Below are 15,803 nucleotides of genomic sequence, written 5' to 3' on the forward strand. Positions count from 1 at the left end.
AATAATGATACCACTCATATATTACCTTAAAAAAGGTATAAATAAAGGTTGATATTAATAGCCAATATAGTGGCTGATAACCAATAACTGATTTTCTGAGCAGGCTATGTATTAAAAAAAACATACAAAGCAAACCGATGATAATCATCAGCCTTAAATAAAATAATTGCCGTTTGGAAGGTGGTTTTATAGTATTGTTCATGGATTTTTTAATACATAAAAGGGAGTGTTTGAGGTAGCAAAAGAGCCCTTTTGATCATATACATAAACCAATAAGCGATAAGGGCCTTCTGTGGCGGGTACTTTAAACTTCAAGTCCGGCCCGCTTTGCCCGATTATTAAACTTTTAATCTCCTTTGGTTTCTTTTGGTTAAAAACGCCATTGGGTTTGAACCAATCCTCCGCAAATATTTCCCATTTAAATGTTAAGCCGGTGGTATCAGGATCTTCAAGATACACTTTGCTGTTTATTGTTATGCCAGGCTTAAATAAGATATTGTCCCTGGCACCTTTTCCATCTACCAACATGTATTTCAGCACAGGGGCTTTCTTAGACGCTTTTTGGCCCGTCCAGATATAATGCATCACCTGAACGGCCTCGGTTTCGGAGCCATTTTCATCAAACATACTGAACCAGGTTGGCGTTAGTTCCTGTTTTTGGCCCCAATAAAACACCATCGACCCCAGAAACCTGGAGTTATTAACCGGCATGTACTTTTCATAGATAGAAAGATATTGCTCCGCCTTTTTTGTGCTGGTATTTTCAATATAAGCCCCCCAAGCATTTTGATTGTCTGCAACCCAAGGCCCTTCAATTCCCCATTCTGTTATCAGGAACGGGCCATCCCAAAACCAATTGAATTTCTGAAGATCTTCATTTAAAGTTTGGATCGAACCAAAAATATTGAATGAGATGAAGTCAATCTTCGTCCGCAGCTTAATATTGACAATGTTTTTCTTTTGAAAGGACATAATGGTTGTAGTAACCGGATGCTGCGGATCATCCTGGTGGATCATGTCGACCACGGCATTAAATATGGTATAAAACTGATTGTATTTCGGTTTGTAAGGGAATGCAAGCTCATTGCCCACGCACCAGCTCAAAAGCGCGGGATGATGCTTAAATCTATTAACAATCCCGGCAATTTTGGTAACATGGGCACTGGCCTTCGGGGTTTTATAAAAGTCATCTATACTTTCGCTTGGTGGCATTGGCAAACCTGCTATTACAGCTAAATGATGGGCCTGTGCCGAATCTAAAATACTTCCTAAATTTAAGGTGTCCCAAACCCTTATCGTATTGCCTCCAGCCTCGTTTAACTGTTTTAAATTTGTAAAACCGGAAGCTCCTTTTATGAAAAATGGCTCACCATTACGGTACAGTGAATATTTGCCATTTTCGTTTTTGATGTAAACTCCATTTTTATTGACATTGCGAGGCTGTGATCGATTACAAGACAAAAAAGAAAGGCAAAGTATCAGACAACTAATAATTAATCGTAAAAGAGGACATCTCATAAATAGTAGTTCGGTTCATTTAAAAATGCAAACGAAATTTTTGTAGCTACATATAAAACTCTTCGCCTTTTAATAAAAGGAAATTCCAACTGCAGGTTTTGGTTCATGTTGCGAATATTCAAAAAATCATGTAAATATTGACTGTATACGGAAAGTATAATTAATAGTTTATATGTAGATCAGGAATTAAGAGGAGGGGGCCAGATGTTAGCAGATACACCTTACTGCCGGCATGATTTGGGGGACATTTGCAGGATAAATTGCCCGAATTTATAGAACGTAAAGGTAAGGCGACAAGAAATGATGTGTATATTGTGCCTGATAACTTAAATCGTCAGTGCGCGTTTTACTAAGGCAAATTAGTAGCGGGCAAATCCAAAATACAGATACCTGTGAAACCGGAAAAGCATGATTATGACGCAGTAATAGTAGGCTCGGGGCCAAATGGCCTTGCGGCAGCCATATTGTTGCAACAAAACGGACTTTCGGTGTTACTGCTTGAAGGAAAAAGTACTATTGGCGGCGGTTTACGTACTGAAGAACTAACCCTGCCTGGTTATAAGCATGATGTTTGCTCAGCTATTCATCCGCTGGCAGTTGGTTCGCCATTTTTTGAAACACTGCCACTGCGTGAGCACGGCCTTGAATATATTTATCCCACAATATCTGCAGCGCATCCCTTTGATAATGGAACCGCCGCGGTACTTAAAAAATCCATTGTTGAAACTGCCAATCTGTTAGGTGCCGACAGGGATACCTACATCAAACTGATGGCCCCCCTGGTAACTTCGTGGCCCGGTTTGGCGTCTGATGTTTTAGGTCCGCTTACTTTTCCCAAACATCCGGTCCACCTGGCTGCTTTTGGGCTGGATGCTTTAACTTCAGTAAACTATTTGGCCAAACGCTTTAAAACTGAGGAAGCCAAAGGGCTTTTAGCCGGGATGGCTGCTCATAGCATTCTGCCGCTAACAAATCTTACCACATCTGCAATTGCTTTAGTATTGATGGTTAACGGGCATTTAAAAGGCTGGCCTGTGCCTAAAGGCGGCTCGGTAAAAATAGCGGAGGCACTGGCATCATACTTTACATCAATAGGGGGCAGGATAGAAACCAATACCTACATCAATAATTTTGATCAGCTGCCATCGGCAAAGACAATTTTGTTTGATGTTACGCCAAAACAACTGCTGCAAATTGCCGGACATAAATTTTCATCATTGTATAAATGGCAACTGGAACGTTATCGTTACGGGATGGGTGTTTTTAAAGTTGACTGGGCGCTTGACGATGTTATTCCGTTTAAAGCAGGAGAGGCCCGGCAAGCAGGAACGGTACATATTGGCGGTACGCTGAGGGAAATTGCTGCATGTGAACAGCAAATCTGGGACGGTTTGCACCCCGAAAAACCATTTGTACTGCTGGCCCAGCAAAGCCTTTTTGATAATACCCGTGCACCCCAGGGCAAGCATACCGCCTGGGCATACTGCCACGTTCCCAACGGATCAAACAAAGACATGACCGATTTTATCGAAAAACAAGTGGAGCGTTTTGCCCCTGGTTTCCGCGAACGCATCATAGGCAGGCATACTTTTAACACAGGGCAACTGGAAAACTATAATCCCAATTATATCGGAGGTGATATTAACGGTGGGGTAATTGACATTGGCCAGTTGTTTACCCGGCCGGTATTGCGCCGCTCACCATACCGCACATCGGCAAAGGGGATTTATATCTGTTCATCATCCACACCGCCGGGAGGGGGGGTACATGGGATGTGCGGCTACCATTCGGCCAAACGCGCTTTAAAAGATGTATTTAACATTAGCATTCAATCATAATTATTAATCAAAGCTCAGGAGTCGCAGCGGCTCTTCATACCTAAAACGATGTTAGGCTTCGCAAAGCCGTGCGCCACCGCACCGGTATTATTTAAACAACACATAATAAAGGCAAAGCATCGTTGAAACTTGCTTGAAACAGCTCCTTAGGTGTTTCAACGCCACGGTTATCTGGTTTTCAACCGTTCGTTTGGATATTCCTAAGCGGACGGCGATTTCCTGGTTACTCAGGTTTTCCATGCGGCTCATATAAAATATTTCCTGGCATCGCTTGGGCAACTTCTCCAGGTAATAACTCAGTTCCTGTAACAATTCCTGGTTTTTGATCCGGAAGTCACCCTGGTTGTAGTCGGGGAAACTGCCTGCTTCCAGATTATCCAGTTCCAGGATGACCGGGGGCTTCGCTGCACGCATACGATTATAAACCTGGTAGCGGATGGCCGAGAGCAGAAAATTGGGAACAGATTCTATGTCCAGTTGATGCCGGCGATCCCAGATATTCAGGAAAACATCATGTACCGCTTCTTCACTATTTTCACGGTCCTTCAGGTACCGGAGGGCAGTCTTATATAATCTTACCCAGTACCGGTCAAAAAGTACGGCGAACGCGTACTCATCGTCATTACGTACGGCAAGCCACAGCTCCTGATCACTAATATGAGAATTGTACATACAATTGGTTGGATAAAAGTAGGAAAAGCCGGTTAAAATTATTTAACATTTAAGCCTGAGTGGGAAAAAAAGTTAGAAATGTATGTGTGTGTCGTCATAAAATTTACACTAACACCATATAAACCTGCAATTGCAACCTGATGATAACTAAAAACGAGTTCCTTGCGCTGTATGAAAAATATATGAGCGGTCAATGTACTGATGCTGAAAAACAGCTATTGGATGCATACCGCGATGAAATGCAGTTGGCCGACGAGGTTTGGGATGATGAAGAGGTTAGTGAAGCCGATGTACATGCGCGGATTTGGAAAAAATTAACTGAAAGCAGGCAAAAGGCTACCGTCATAAAACCTCTTAAACAAACAAGCTACAAATGGCTATGGGCGGCTGCTTCATTAGTTGCTATAGCTGTATTGGCTGGCTTGCTGTTTATGCCTGTTAAAAGGGATAATACGACAGGTACCATAGCTAAGAATACTAAAACAACCATATTACCCGGAAGCAACAAGGCGTATCTTACTTTGGCCAATGGCAATAAAATAGTACTTGATGACGCCAAAAATGGCCAGCTGGCAGCTGGGGCAGGCGTAAAAGTAAGTAAAGCAGCCAACGGTGTAGTGGTTTATAAATTTGACAAAAAGCCCGGGGAACAAGCGCATGAGGGTGTCCCGCGTATCAATACCATTACTACCCCCCGCGGCGGCCAATACGAGGTTATATTGGGCGATGGCACCAGTGTAAAGCTCAATGCAGCCTCTTATATAAGATTCCCGGAGTTTTTTAGCGGCGCTACCCGCGAAATTGAATTGAACGGGGAGGCTTATTTCGAGGTAGCAAAAGATAAGGCCCATCCATTTATAGTTAAGGCTAATGGTACACAGGTGCAGGTATTCGGCACCCACTTTAACATTAACGCTTATAGCGATAACCCTGATATTACCACCACCCTGCTTGAAGGCTCGGTTAAAATGAGTAAAGGCACAGCCGCAATAATGCTTTTACCTGGCCAACAGGGAACTGTAAACCAAAATGGTTCATCAATAAAAGTACAAAAGGCCGATGTTGAAGCCAATATGGCCTGGATAAACGGCTTTTTTATATTTCATGATCAAAGCATTGTGAATATCATGAAGCAGGTGAGCCGCTGGTATGACGTGGATATTGAGTATCAGGATACGCAGGTTCAGGAAAATGAATTTGGCGGTACCATCTCAAAATATAAAGACATTAAAGAATTGCTTGATAATATCAAGCTTACCGGTAGTATTCACTATAAAATTGAAGGAAGGAGGGTTATCATTATGAAGTAACCTCATACTTACATAATGCTATCCCAAAAAGAAAGTAACCAGGAGCGTTCGCACCGCCCCTGGCTCAAGCTACGGATAGCAATCAGGTCAGTTAACGATCATTTTTTCTCACAACCAGTTATTTAACCTAACATTCAAATGTACAAAAATTCTACTGCATTAAAGCGCGGGCAGATACCCCGTGCCGTATCAAAAATATTTCTGATCATGAAATTGTCGTTCTTTTTGTGTCTGGTTTCGATACTTCAGGTAAGTGCCTCAACCACGTTTGCGCAAAGGATAAGTCTTAGTAAAAATAACGCTTCGCTTGTTGAAACGCTTAAAGACATCCACAGGCAAAGCGGATATAGTGTACTCTACAATTCCAAAATGCTAAAAAAGGCACTTCCTGTAAACGTCGACCTTAAAGATGCGGGATTGGAAGAAGCATTGCAGCAATGTTTCCGAGATCAGCCTTTTAGCTATGTAATTAATAACACTACCATTGTAGTTACCCCCAAACCCGCCGAAAAGAAACCGGTACAGGTAATAACGATTACCGGTACGGTAAAAGATCAGAAAGGCATGTCTTTACCGGGTGTTACAGTAAAGGTTAAAGGTACCAACACGGGTGTACAGACCAATATTGATGGCAATTATACTGTTACTGTGAATGACAATAGCGCAGTGTTGGTATTCAGCTTTGTGGGTTTTGTTACCCGGGAGGTACCTGTAAGCAATCAAACCAAAATTGATGTAACGCTTAAAGAGCAAACATCGGCACTAAACGAAATTGTAGTGGTTGGTTATGGTACGCAAAAGAAAGCAAACCTTACAGGTGCTGTATCATCGGTATCCGGCGAGACGTTGAATAAACGCCCTGTTGTTAACACTGCATCTATGCTTGAAGGTCTTGCACCAGGTGTGCAGATCAACACAGGCTCAGGCGAGCCTGGAAATGAGGCTGTATCTATCCGGATCCGCGGTAACAGCACATTCAGTGGCGCCGGTTCTGATCCGTTGGTATTGATAGATGGTGTTCCCGGTAACTTCAGCGATCTTAACCCAACCGATATCGACAATGTATCTGTTTTGAAAGACGCTGCATCTGCATCAATATACGGTTCAAGGGCTGCCAACGGCGTGGTGCTTGTAACAACCAAGCAAGGCAAGGCCGGACAAATGTCTGTTACTTACGATGGTAACTTAGGGTACAACAGCCCGACCAAGATGTTTAAACTGGTGACCAACTCTGCCCAATATATGGAGATGTTTAACCAGGCACGCATCAACAGCGGCACAACAGATCCTAACTCACTTTATCCGCAGGACCAGATCGATCTGTATCGTTACGCTACAGATAGGGTACGCTATCCTAATACCGATTGGCTGAGCCTGATATTCAGGACTGCTGTAACACAAAACCATAACCTGACATTTAACGGAGGCAGTGAAAAAACTACGTATAACGTGTCATTGGGATATGTTAACCAGGACGGTATTGAAAGGGGCTTTGATTATAAGCGATATAGCGCACGGATCAATCTGACTTCAAAGATTAACGATCATATAAAATTCGGCACCAACGTATTGTTAAAATCAGGCACCAGGGGTGCTGTAGCCGGTAATCCTTCATCACCAAGTCAGTGGGATGGTTCTTCGATGGATCTTTTCCTTTCGGCCATGTCGCAGGCGCCTACTTATGGTCCATATTTAGCTGATGGTAGCGGGCGGTACACCTACAAAGCTTATGACTTTGAGTATAACAATAAAAACCCGATAGCTGTACTTGATCAAAACTTCAGAAGGATCACCAATGATTACGCTGTAAACGCCCAGGGCTGGTTTGAAGTGCAGTTTACTAAAGATATTTCCTGGTATACTAAAGGCGCGGTAAACTTTAACATGGATAAGTACAAGGACTTTAAAGCTACGCTGGATGAGTATAATTTCCGCACTAATCAACTGGCAACATCTCTTGACCTGGGTAAAGGTTTAACAGATCAGGACGAGCAAACCGTTTATACCAACCTGTTCAGTTACCTGAACTATGCGCACAATTTTCATGGGCATAATATTAAAGCACAATTTGGCTATAGCATTGAGCAAAGTAAATATCAGTACTTATCAGGTTACCGTAAAAACTTTGCCGATCTGGACCTGCAGGAGTTAAACGCAGGTGGTTCTGATATTCAAAACGCAAACGGAACCAGTAACCAATGGGCCTTAATGTCTTATTTCGGTCGTGTAAATTACGACTATAAAGGGCGTTACCTTTTAGAGGGCAACATTCGTGATGACGGAAGTTCAAAATTCGCCGGTAAAAACAAATGGGGTGTATTCCCATCGTTTTCAGCCGGCTGGAGGGTTACTGAAGAGCCTTTAGTAAAAGCCATGAATTTAACCTGGCTGGATAATTTCAAACTAAGAGGTTCATGGGGACAGTTGGGCAATCAAAACATAGTAATGAACGGCTATGGTGCCAACTATCCGTATCAGGCTTTATTGAACTTTACCGGCAATTATTCTTTTGATAATTCGACACTGTTAACTGGCGTAGCTCAGCAAAACCTCAACAATCCGGCCATTAAATGGGAAACCACTACTATGACCGATATTGGTTTGGACGTTACCATTTTCAAAAACTTTAATTTAACTGCCGATTGGTATAATAAAACAACGTCTGATATTTTGAGGCAGGCACAGGTTACCGCAGCTGTGGGCTTAAGTGCACCTACCATTAATGACGGATCGGTAAATAACAGGGGTGTTGAGCTTGGTATATCGTATAATAATGTAATAACTGATGGCGCTTTAAGGGGCTTAGCCTTTAATGTAGGTGCAAACGTTGATCATAACCGTAACAAACTGGTGAAATTTGGTCAAACAGAAATTGGAGATTATACCATCAACCAAAACGGGCAACCGTGGAACTCATTCTACATGCTGCAGGTTATCGGTATCTTCCAGTCGGCGCAAGAGGTAGCTAATTCTCCCAAACAGTTTTCTGATTCTACCTTACCGGGCGATTTAAAATATAGAGACGTAAATGGCGATGGTAAAATTGATCAAAATGACCGTACAATTATCGGTGGTGTTTATCCAAAATTAAATTACTCGTTTAACTTGTCGGCCAGCTTTAAAGGCTTTGACTTATCAGCCATGATGCAGGGCGTTTACGGTGTTAAATCTTATGTATCAGGTTGGGGCACTATACCATTTGTACAAGGCTCGTCACCAACTACCGATTGGTTAAATGCCTGGACGCCTGAGCACCCTTCAACCACTATGCCGCGTCTGTATTTTGGCCAAAGCGCACCTGATAAGATCGGTCGCAGGTCATCTTATTTCTTGCAGGACGCATCTTATTTGAGGCTTAAAAACCTGGTGTTTGGTTATACCCTGCCGTCACAGCTTACCAAAAAAGTGGGTATCAATAGGTTAAGGGTTTATTTCGCCGGTGATAACCTATTAACCATAACCAAGTTTAAAGGCCTTGATCCTGAGCGTTATGGTAGCGGCGACCAGGTGCAGTACCCGCAAAATAAAATCTACTCTTTTGGTTTGAACGTTTCCTTTTAATTAGCCCACATGAAAAATCGAATTATAATAACCATCATATTAATTGCATCGCTGTTTTTAGGCGCATGTAAAAAGGCTCTTGATCTAAACCCCAATGATCAGATAGCCACTTCAACTTTCTATAAAACGAAAGCAGACTTTGACGCGGCTTTGGCAGCGGTTTACGCTTCCCTTCAGCCAGAAGAATTTTCCTATGGCATGGGCTTCAGGGATGGCTTTACTGATAACGGCTATAATCAGTTTAATTCGGGAGCTGCCAAGGATTTTGTACAGGGCAACTTTAACCCTACAACCGGCGGTTATGAAACAGCCATTTATAACGATAGTTATACCGGCATCGCAAGGGTAAACCTGTTTTTGCAAAATTTAGGTACTTATAAAGGTTCAGATATATCTGATAGCCAGCGTAAGGTGTATGAAGGCGAAGTAAGGTTTATCCGGGCTTTTCTATACTTCCAGTTATATAGCATTTATGGTGATGTACCATTGGTTGTGGAACCGCTTAACCTCAGCAATCAAAAGCAACCTAAAGTACCTGCAGCGCAGGTGCTTGCCCAGATCAATGCCGACCTGGATTATGGTATTGCCAATTTGAACGCTGCAGCATATTATGCTAACGGCGGCCACGCTGCAGCTTCATCTGCAAAGGCATTAAAGGCAAGGGTTTTGTTATTTGCAGCATTTGGCAGCACCGGTACGCCTGATGCCGCCATGCTAACCCAGGTACGAAACCTTTGTTTGGACTTGATGGGACAATACAAACTGAGTACCAACTTTGAGGATATTTTCAGGGATGCAACCCAGAAAAATAATACCGAGATCATGTTTTCGGTTAACTTCCTTGCGCCAAACAATACAGCTCCGTGGGACATGTATTACGGCGACTGGGATGCCTGCGCGCCTATGCAAAATATGGTAGATGCCTACGAGTGTACTGACGGACAACCATATGGCACTTCGCCATTAACCGATACCAAAAATCAGTTCAAAAACCGCGATCCAAGGCTGGCCAAAACAGTATACGCCGATTCGGTTTATTTTGGCCCTGGCAAAGTTCACCATCCTTCAAACCTGAGGCCTACAGGTTACGGAATTATCAAATTCCTCGAACCGAATAATATCCCTTACGGCTTTTCAACCCTTAGCCAGCAGGATGCGGTTATACTGCGTTTAGGTGAGGTGATGCTGATGTATGCAGAAGCTCAAAATGAAATTGCCGGCCCTGATGCAACAGTTTATAAAGCTATGGCCGATTTGCGCGCAAGGGTAAATATGCCGGCTTACCCGGCCGGGTATACCAAAGATCAGATGCGTGAACGCATCAGGCACGAACGCCGTGTTGAGCTTGCTTTCGAAGGCTTGCGTCACTATGATCTGTTAAGATGGCATATTGCCGGCCCGGTACTTAACGCGGTAAAAACCAGCCTTATCAATTATCATTTTGAGGATAAATTTTACCATTGGCCTCTGCCTCAAACAGAAATTGACAAGAGCGGAGGCGTACTTATACAAAATCCGGATTACAAATAGCAACCGGATCTTAAAAGCCAGAGGCGGCCTGTCAATGAAGCGCATGCCAAAATCTGGACAACAGTCTTAATTAATCATGTGATGAGCCCGGTATTTTATCGGGCTCATTCCTTTAGTTTGAGTTTGACCCATTCCAAAAGCTTTTAACTGTATAATTCCGTACTTTATATAAAAGCTAAAAGCAGAATGCACAAAGTCTAAAGATTAACGTGTTGATTATATTTATGCAGCTCAATGATGTTCAAACCTGCCGGTGACTTTGTCTATCCTGATCTTATAGACGATCAGGTCGATCTTGTCGCCAATATCATACTCATTTGCGGTTATACCATGGGAGGGATGGTCTGTAGCATGTTCCACCAGTGGCATAACCCGGTGGATCAGTAACTGCATTGTCTGCTCTTGTTCCGCTATGTCTGTAATTTCTTCAAATGTACCCCAGGCTATGACACTTTTCCAGCTAAAGATGTTTTTTATATCATCAACTTCAAAACAAACTTTAGGGTTTTTTCGCATCATTTCAATTTTCTTTCCCGGACCGGAATGCGCATAGATTACGCCGTTCTTGTATACATAGTTAACGGGTACGATATACGTGGTGCCCTGGGCATGACACCCTAAACGGCCGATTACCTGCCGGCTAAGCAACGCTTCAATTTCCGGTTGTTCCAATTTTCCTAACATAACGGCGAATATTAATTGACCAAAGCTAAGCTCATCACTGTTTAAACAAAATGCTGCCGGTCAGTTAAGGGCATGATCGCCGTCACATTTGTGTCAGTATCCCTCGAGCTGTTGATGTTGTGATACATGTTATGCATCCCGATCTGCCGGCTGTTGTACATCATCGCAATCACAGGGATATTTACCTGTGATTGTTTTTTATGTTGCTTTATTAATCAATTGGACCGGTTTCGGGTGTACAATCAATTGTATAAGTGACGGCCGTCACTATTTTAACCTGCCGAACATCGCAACTTTACCTCATAAAAATAATGTTATGAAAGTAGTTGAGGTAAGCTATGCCGCCAGTAAACGAACGGTCATTTCCCTGTTATACAATTTAAAGTTTTAAAAGCGTGAATAATAAGAGCAGCATAACTGGGATCGAAAATTTTTACGCGGTCGGAATTAATTATAAAAAATCGGACGCCCGGCTTAGAGGCCGTTTTGCAATTTCAAACGAGCAATATGAAGCCATATTGAAAGAGGCCGGTAATTATGGCGTTAGCTCATTATTTATCTTGTCGACATGTAACCGTACCGAAATCTACGGAGTAACCAATACGCCAAATGAACTGGTTAATCTGTTATGCAGTGTTACCAATGGCGAAATAAAAGAATTTAAGGGTCACTGCTATAAAAAGGAAGGCATTGGCGCGGTTGAACATATGTTTAACGTTGCAGCTGGTTTAGATTCACAGATACTTGGAGACTATGAAATTATCGGGCAGTTTAAACAGGCTGTAAGATTTGCGAAAGACCGCGGTTTTATCAATACCTTTTTAGAAAAGCTATATAATACTGTTTTGCAAGCCTCAAAGCAGATCAAAAATCAAACGGGCCTCAGCAAAGGAACTACTTCCGTATCATTTGCAGCTCTGCAATCCATTAAGCAATATCATGCTGATGCGACAAATATTTTGATTGTAGGGGCAGGTAAAATGGGGCAGCGTACATGTAAAAACATTAAAGATTACCTGGGACAAAAGGTTCGTATTACTTTGGTTAACAGGACTGTTGATAAGGCAGAGCGGCTTGCCGAAGAAATGGACGTTAGTTATGGCCATATAGCAGATTTGCCAACGCTCATTTCTCTTGCAGATGTTATTATTGTAACCACAGCTTGCGCTACGCCTGTAATTTTTAAAGCTGATCTTGAATATTGCAGTGAAAAACTGATCATAGATTTGGCAATACCCAACAATGTTGAACCCGCAGCATCAGAATTACCGCACATTAAACTGGTTAATATTGACGAACTCTCGCTTGTTAACAGTGAAACTATTCAGAAAAGGCAAAGTCAGGTTATTGCCGCGCGAGAGATCAACAACCATTTCATCAACAGGTTTGTTGAATGGTGCGAACTGCGAAAAAGCTGCATAGTGGTGAATGCCATTAAAAAACAGTTAACCTCCATTTGTTTAAGCCAATCTAAATCCGCCGGCTGCGTTGCGGGCTTTGTATCTTCCACGGATGAACAAAGAATACAGCAAATATTAAACGGAACAGCGGGAAAAATAAAAGGCGTTAACAAAGCCGGCTGCCATTACCTGGAGGCTTTAAATGAATTTATGTCGCCCCCGGGTTTACCAACCAACATATTAAATCCTGAGCGAACGTTAATATAAATAACAATAGACAGCCAAGGCAGATGTTTGAGGTTATCGGATAAACGGAAGTAATATCAATTTTGCCTGAATATAACCGGGGCATGAAAGAGATTATTAAATAGCGAATAAGAAAAAGAGGGTTTCCGGCGTTCAAAATATCATAGTACCTTTATTACTAAACATATTTTGCAGTATTGCCTGATACAGTACGATTTTTGTTAGTCATTGATCATCATCTTATCTGACTTCGCTATGGAAACCGCAAATCAACACCGCAGGGATTTTATTAAGACAGCCGCCATTGGGTCACTAACCGGGCTGACATTGTTATCAGCTTGTAATGACAACGATGATGAGGAGGATCAAAAAGTATCGCCACCCGAGGATCTTATGCAGGAGCACGGTTTACTGAACCGGGTGCTGCTCATTTATGACCATTGCAAAGGCCTCCTAATAGATAAGCAGGGTTTCCCGATGGAAGCATTGTTAAACTCGGCTGGCATTATTCGCACCTTTGTTGAGGATTACCATGAAAAGCAGGAAGAAAACTATCTGTTCCCACGTTTTCAAAAGGCCAACCAGTTAACTGATCTTGTACAAACGTTGCTGGCGCAGCATAAGGCTGGGCGTACTATCACGGATGAGCTCATGCAATTAACTAAGTCTCAAAACCTGACCGATACGGAAAAACAGCAGCTTATTACCTTGTTGAATAATTTCAACAGGATGTACCGCCCGCATGAAGCGCGCGAGGATACCATTTTATTCCCCGCCTTCCGCAAGATCGTATCCCATCATGAATATGACGCGCTGGGTGAGGAATTTGAAAATAACGAACATAAACTGTTTGGCAAAAACGGGTTTGAAGACATGGTTGAGAAAGTGGCCGGTATCGAAAAGTCTTTAGGTATTTATGAGCTGGCCCGGTTCACGCCAGGCACCTAACTGCAAATTGCCCACTATTTTTTGTTTCCTATCGATAACAGGCTGGCATTAATAGCCACCACTACCGTGCTCACTGTCATGAGTACCGCGCCAATTGTCGGGCTCACCATAATACCCTGGTTGTACAGAACGCCTGCTGCCAGTGGCAGGGTTATCACATTGTAACCTGTTGCCCAGGCCAGGTTCTGTGTCATTTTACGGTAGGTGGCTTTACCAAACAGGATCAGGTTAACGATGTCTTTAGGATTGCTGTTCACCAGCACAATGCCGGCGGTTTCGGCAGCAATGTCACTGCCCGAGCCAACAGCAATGCCAACGTCGGCCTGTGCAAGTGCGGGGGCGTCGTTTACACCATCACCTGTCATTGCTACAAACTCGCCCTGTTGCTGTAATTCTTTGATCTTTTCCAGTTTTTCATGCGGCAGTACTTCGGCAAAAAAACCATCCATTTTCAGCTGTGTGCTAACACTTTCGGCAACCTGCTTATTATCGCCGGTCAGGAGTATCGACTTGATACCGTTTTCGTGGAGGGTTGCTATCGCTCCCTTTGATTCCTCCCTGATGGCATCGCCAAGGGCAACAAACCCGGCAAGTTTTTCATCGATCAATACAAATACCACTGTTTCGTTACTGGACACCTTGAAATTTGCCGGAAGGCCGATACTATTTTCTTTCAGATAACCGGGACTGACCACTTTGATGTGCTTTTGCTCTGTAACCGCTTCAACGCCTTTACCAGTGATCGCTTTAAATTGTGTTACTTCGGGAAGGGTTAGTTTTCTTTTTTTAACTTCACTTAAAATGCCTGTGGCTATCGGATGTTCTGAATTGCTTTCCAATGCCCCCGCCAGCCTAAGTAATTCATCTTCGCTTTTCAATACTCCTCCGGTAAGCACCGTCCTGGATACCTCAAATTTTCCTTTAGTTAAGGTGCCGGTTTTATCAAAAACAATAGAAGTGATCTTTCGTGCATTTTCAAAAGCAGTCCTGTTTTTGATCAACAGGCCATGTTGCGCCGATAAGGATGTTGATTTAGCTACCACGAGGGGAACAGCCAGGCCGAGCGCATGCGGGCAACAGATCACAATAACGGTCACCATTCGCTCCATGGCAAAAGCCAGGTCGTGCCCCAGGCTAATCCATACCACGAATGTAGTTATACCGGCTAAGAGCGCAATGATAGTTAGCCAACGGGCCGCTTTATCTGCTAACAACTGCGTGTTTGATTTAGCGTTTTGCGCATCGCGGACAAGATCGATGACTTTGAACAAATAGGAATCTTTACCGCTATGTGTAACACGAACTTTTAATGAACCGTTACCGTTCACCGATCCGGCAATCACTCGCTGGCCTTTTGTTTTTTGCACCGGGGCAGATTCCCCTGTCAGCATGGACTCATTCAGGTAACTCTCGCCATCTTCCACCATACCGTCGGCGGGTACCTTTTCGCCTGGTTTAATTAAGATCAGGTCATTTTCTTTCAGGCTTTCCGTTTTCACGTCCTCTGTAATGTCTCCTTTAAATACGTGCGCGGCTGAAGGCATGAGCTGGACCAGCAATTCGAGCTCGCGCGAGGCGCCGGCTATCGATTTCATTTCGATCCAGTGTCCCAATAGCATAATGAGAATAAGCGTGTCCAGTTCCCAAAAGAAATCCATGCCATTAAGCCCGAATACGGTAGCCGCACTGTACAGGTAAGCAACGGATATGGCGAAACCGATCAGGGTCATCATTCCGGGGTTTTTCGCCTTTAGTTCCGAAAGCCACCCGGTCAGAAAAGGCCGGCCGCCATAAAGAAAAACTGCCGTCGACAGCGCAAAAAGTATATACCGGTCGCCCGGGAAACCAATTTGCAGGTGCAGCCAGTGTCGGATCATGGGCGATAGCGCCAATATAGGTAGGGTGAATGCTAGCACTACGTAAAAACGCTTACGGAAATCAGCGATCATGGCTCCGTGATCATGCCCGGCGTGGCCCATGTCTCCATGCCCCATACCATTTTCTTCCTGATGTTGTGGATGCTGGTGCCCTTTCATTTCAGGCATTTCGTGCTGGTGTTCATGATGCTGATGTTCCATAGTCGTTTGTATTAATTA

10 protein-coding genes are annotated in these 15,803 nt (G+C 43.4%); 6 read left to right on the forward strand and 4 right to left on the reverse strand.

Features of this window, described 5'->3' with window-relative positions; genetic code table 11:
* Positions 1-198: 198 nt before the first annotated feature.
* Entirely contained in the window at positions 199-1,461 is a 1,263-nt protein-coding gene (locus tag BLP33_RS04205; protein WP_090525169.1) for a glycoside hydrolase family 2 TIM barrel-domain containing protein, read from the reverse strand.
* Between the two features lie 449 nt (positions 1,462-1,910).
* Between BLP33_RS04205 and BLP33_RS04210 the strand changes: the two genes are divergently transcribed.
* A complete protein-coding gene (locus tag BLP33_RS04210) occupies positions 1,911-3,356 on the forward strand; it encodes a phytoene desaturase family protein (protein ID WP_090525171.1) in 1,446 nt (481 codons plus the stop codon).
* Between the two features lie 87 nt (positions 3,357-3,443).
* Here the strand turns inward: BLP33_RS04210 and BLP33_RS04215 are convergent, their stop codons facing one another.
* Positions 3,444-4,028 carry an RNA polymerase sigma factor gene (locus BLP33_RS04215; protein ID WP_090525174.1) on the reverse strand — a complete coding sequence of 195 codons (585 nt, stop codon included), beginning with the start codon at positions 4,026-4,028 and terminating at the stop codon, positions 3,444-3,446.
* A 140-nt stretch (positions 4,029-4,168) separates the two neighbouring features.
* On the opposite strand from BLP33_RS04215, the gene BLP33_RS04220 reads away from it, so the two are divergent.
* The 3 genes from BLP33_RS04220 to BLP33_RS04230 all read left to right on the forward strand — a co-directional run bounded on the left by BLP33_RS04220 (position 4,169) and on the right by BLP33_RS04230 (position 10,429).
* Positions 4,169-5,338, forward strand: coding sequence for a FecR family protein (locus tag BLP33_RS04220; RefSeq protein ID WP_090525176.1), 1,170 nt, complete (start codon positions 4,169-4,171; stop codon positions 5,336-5,338).
* 138 nt (positions 5,339-5,476) lie between these two features.
* Positions 5,477-8,899: a TonB-dependent receptor gene (locus tag BLP33_RS04225; protein ID WP_139159925.1), complete on the forward strand. Its 3,423-nt coding sequence runs from the start codon at positions 5,477-5,479 to the stop codon at positions 8,897-8,899.
* 9 nt (positions 8,900-8,908) lie between these two features.
* Positions 8,909-10,429 (forward strand): RagB/SusD family nutrient uptake outer membrane protein, encoded by a 1,521-nt coding sequence (locus tag BLP33_RS04230; protein ID WP_090525178.1) that lies wholly within the window; start codon positions 8,909-8,911, stop codon positions 10,427-10,429.
* 231 nt (positions 10,430-10,660) lie between these two features.
* Here BLP33_RS04230 and BLP33_RS04235 read toward each other — a convergent pair whose 3' ends face one another.
* Positions 10,661-11,113 carry a pyridoxamine 5'-phosphate oxidase family protein gene (locus BLP33_RS04235; protein ID WP_090525181.1) on the reverse strand — a complete coding sequence of 151 codons (453 nt, stop codon included), beginning with the start codon at positions 11,111-11,113 and terminating at the stop codon, positions 10,661-10,663.
* Between the two features lie 395 nt (positions 11,114-11,508).
* On the opposite strand from BLP33_RS04235, the gene hemA reads away from it, so the two are divergent.
* Both hemA and BLP33_RS04250 read left to right on the forward strand, forming a co-directional pair.
* Positions 11,509-12,780 (forward strand): glutamyl-tRNA reductase, encoded by a 1,272-nt coding sequence (gene hemA, locus BLP33_RS04245; RefSeq protein ID WP_217633103.1) that lies wholly within the window; start codon positions 11,509-11,511, stop codon positions 12,778-12,780.
* A 234-nt stretch (positions 12,781-13,014) separates the two neighbouring features.
* Positions 13,015-13,707: a hemerythrin domain-containing protein gene (locus BLP33_RS04250; RefSeq protein WP_090525184.1), complete on the forward strand. Its 693-nt coding sequence runs from the start codon at positions 13,015-13,017 to the stop codon at positions 13,705-13,707.
* A gap of 14 nt (positions 13,708-13,721) precedes the next feature.
* Here BLP33_RS04250 and BLP33_RS04255 read toward each other — a convergent pair whose 3' ends face one another.
* Positions 13,722-15,785: a copper-translocating P-type ATPase gene (locus BLP33_RS04255; protein ID WP_090525186.1), complete on the reverse strand. Its 2,064-nt coding sequence runs from the start codon at positions 15,783-15,785 to the stop codon at positions 13,722-13,724.
* Positions 15,786-15,803 lie beyond the last annotated feature (18 nt).

Source organism: Mucilaginibacter sp. NFR10, from assembly GCF_900100445.1.
GTDB lineage: Bacteria > Bacteroidota > Bacteroidia > Sphingobacteriales > Sphingobacteriaceae > Mucilaginibacter > Mucilaginibacter rubeus.

What these genes read in the sequence shown, in the direction of transcription:
- BLP33_RS04225 (WP_139159925.1), top strand. Translation starts at nt 5,477, where the DNA reads ATGTACAAAAATTCTACTGCATTAAAGCGCGGGCAGATACCCCGTGCC.
- BLP33_RS04230 (WP_090525178.1), top strand. Translation starts at nt 8,909, where the DNA reads ATGAAAAATCGAATTATAATAACCATCATATTAATTGCATCGCTGTTT.
- BLP33_RS04215 (WP_090525174.1), bottom strand. Translation starts at nt 4,028, where the DNA reads ATGTACAATTCTCATATTAGTGATCAGGAGCTGTGGCTTGCCGTACGT.
- BLP33_RS04235 (WP_090525181.1), bottom strand. Translation starts at nt 11,113, where the DNA reads ATGTTAGGAAAATTGGAACAACCGGAAATTGAAGCGTTGCTTAGCCGG.
- BLP33_RS04250 (WP_090525184.1), top strand. Translation starts at nt 13,015, where the DNA reads ATGGAAACCGCAAATCAACACCGCAGGGATTTTATTAAGACAGCCGCC.
- BLP33_RS04255 (WP_090525186.1), bottom strand. Translation starts at nt 15,785, where the DNA reads ATGGAACATCAGCATCATGAACACCAGCACGAAATGCCTGAAATGAAA.
- BLP33_RS04220 (WP_090525176.1), top strand. Translation starts at nt 4,169, where the DNA reads ATGATAACTAAAAACGAGTTCCTTGCGCTGTATGAAAAATATATGAGC.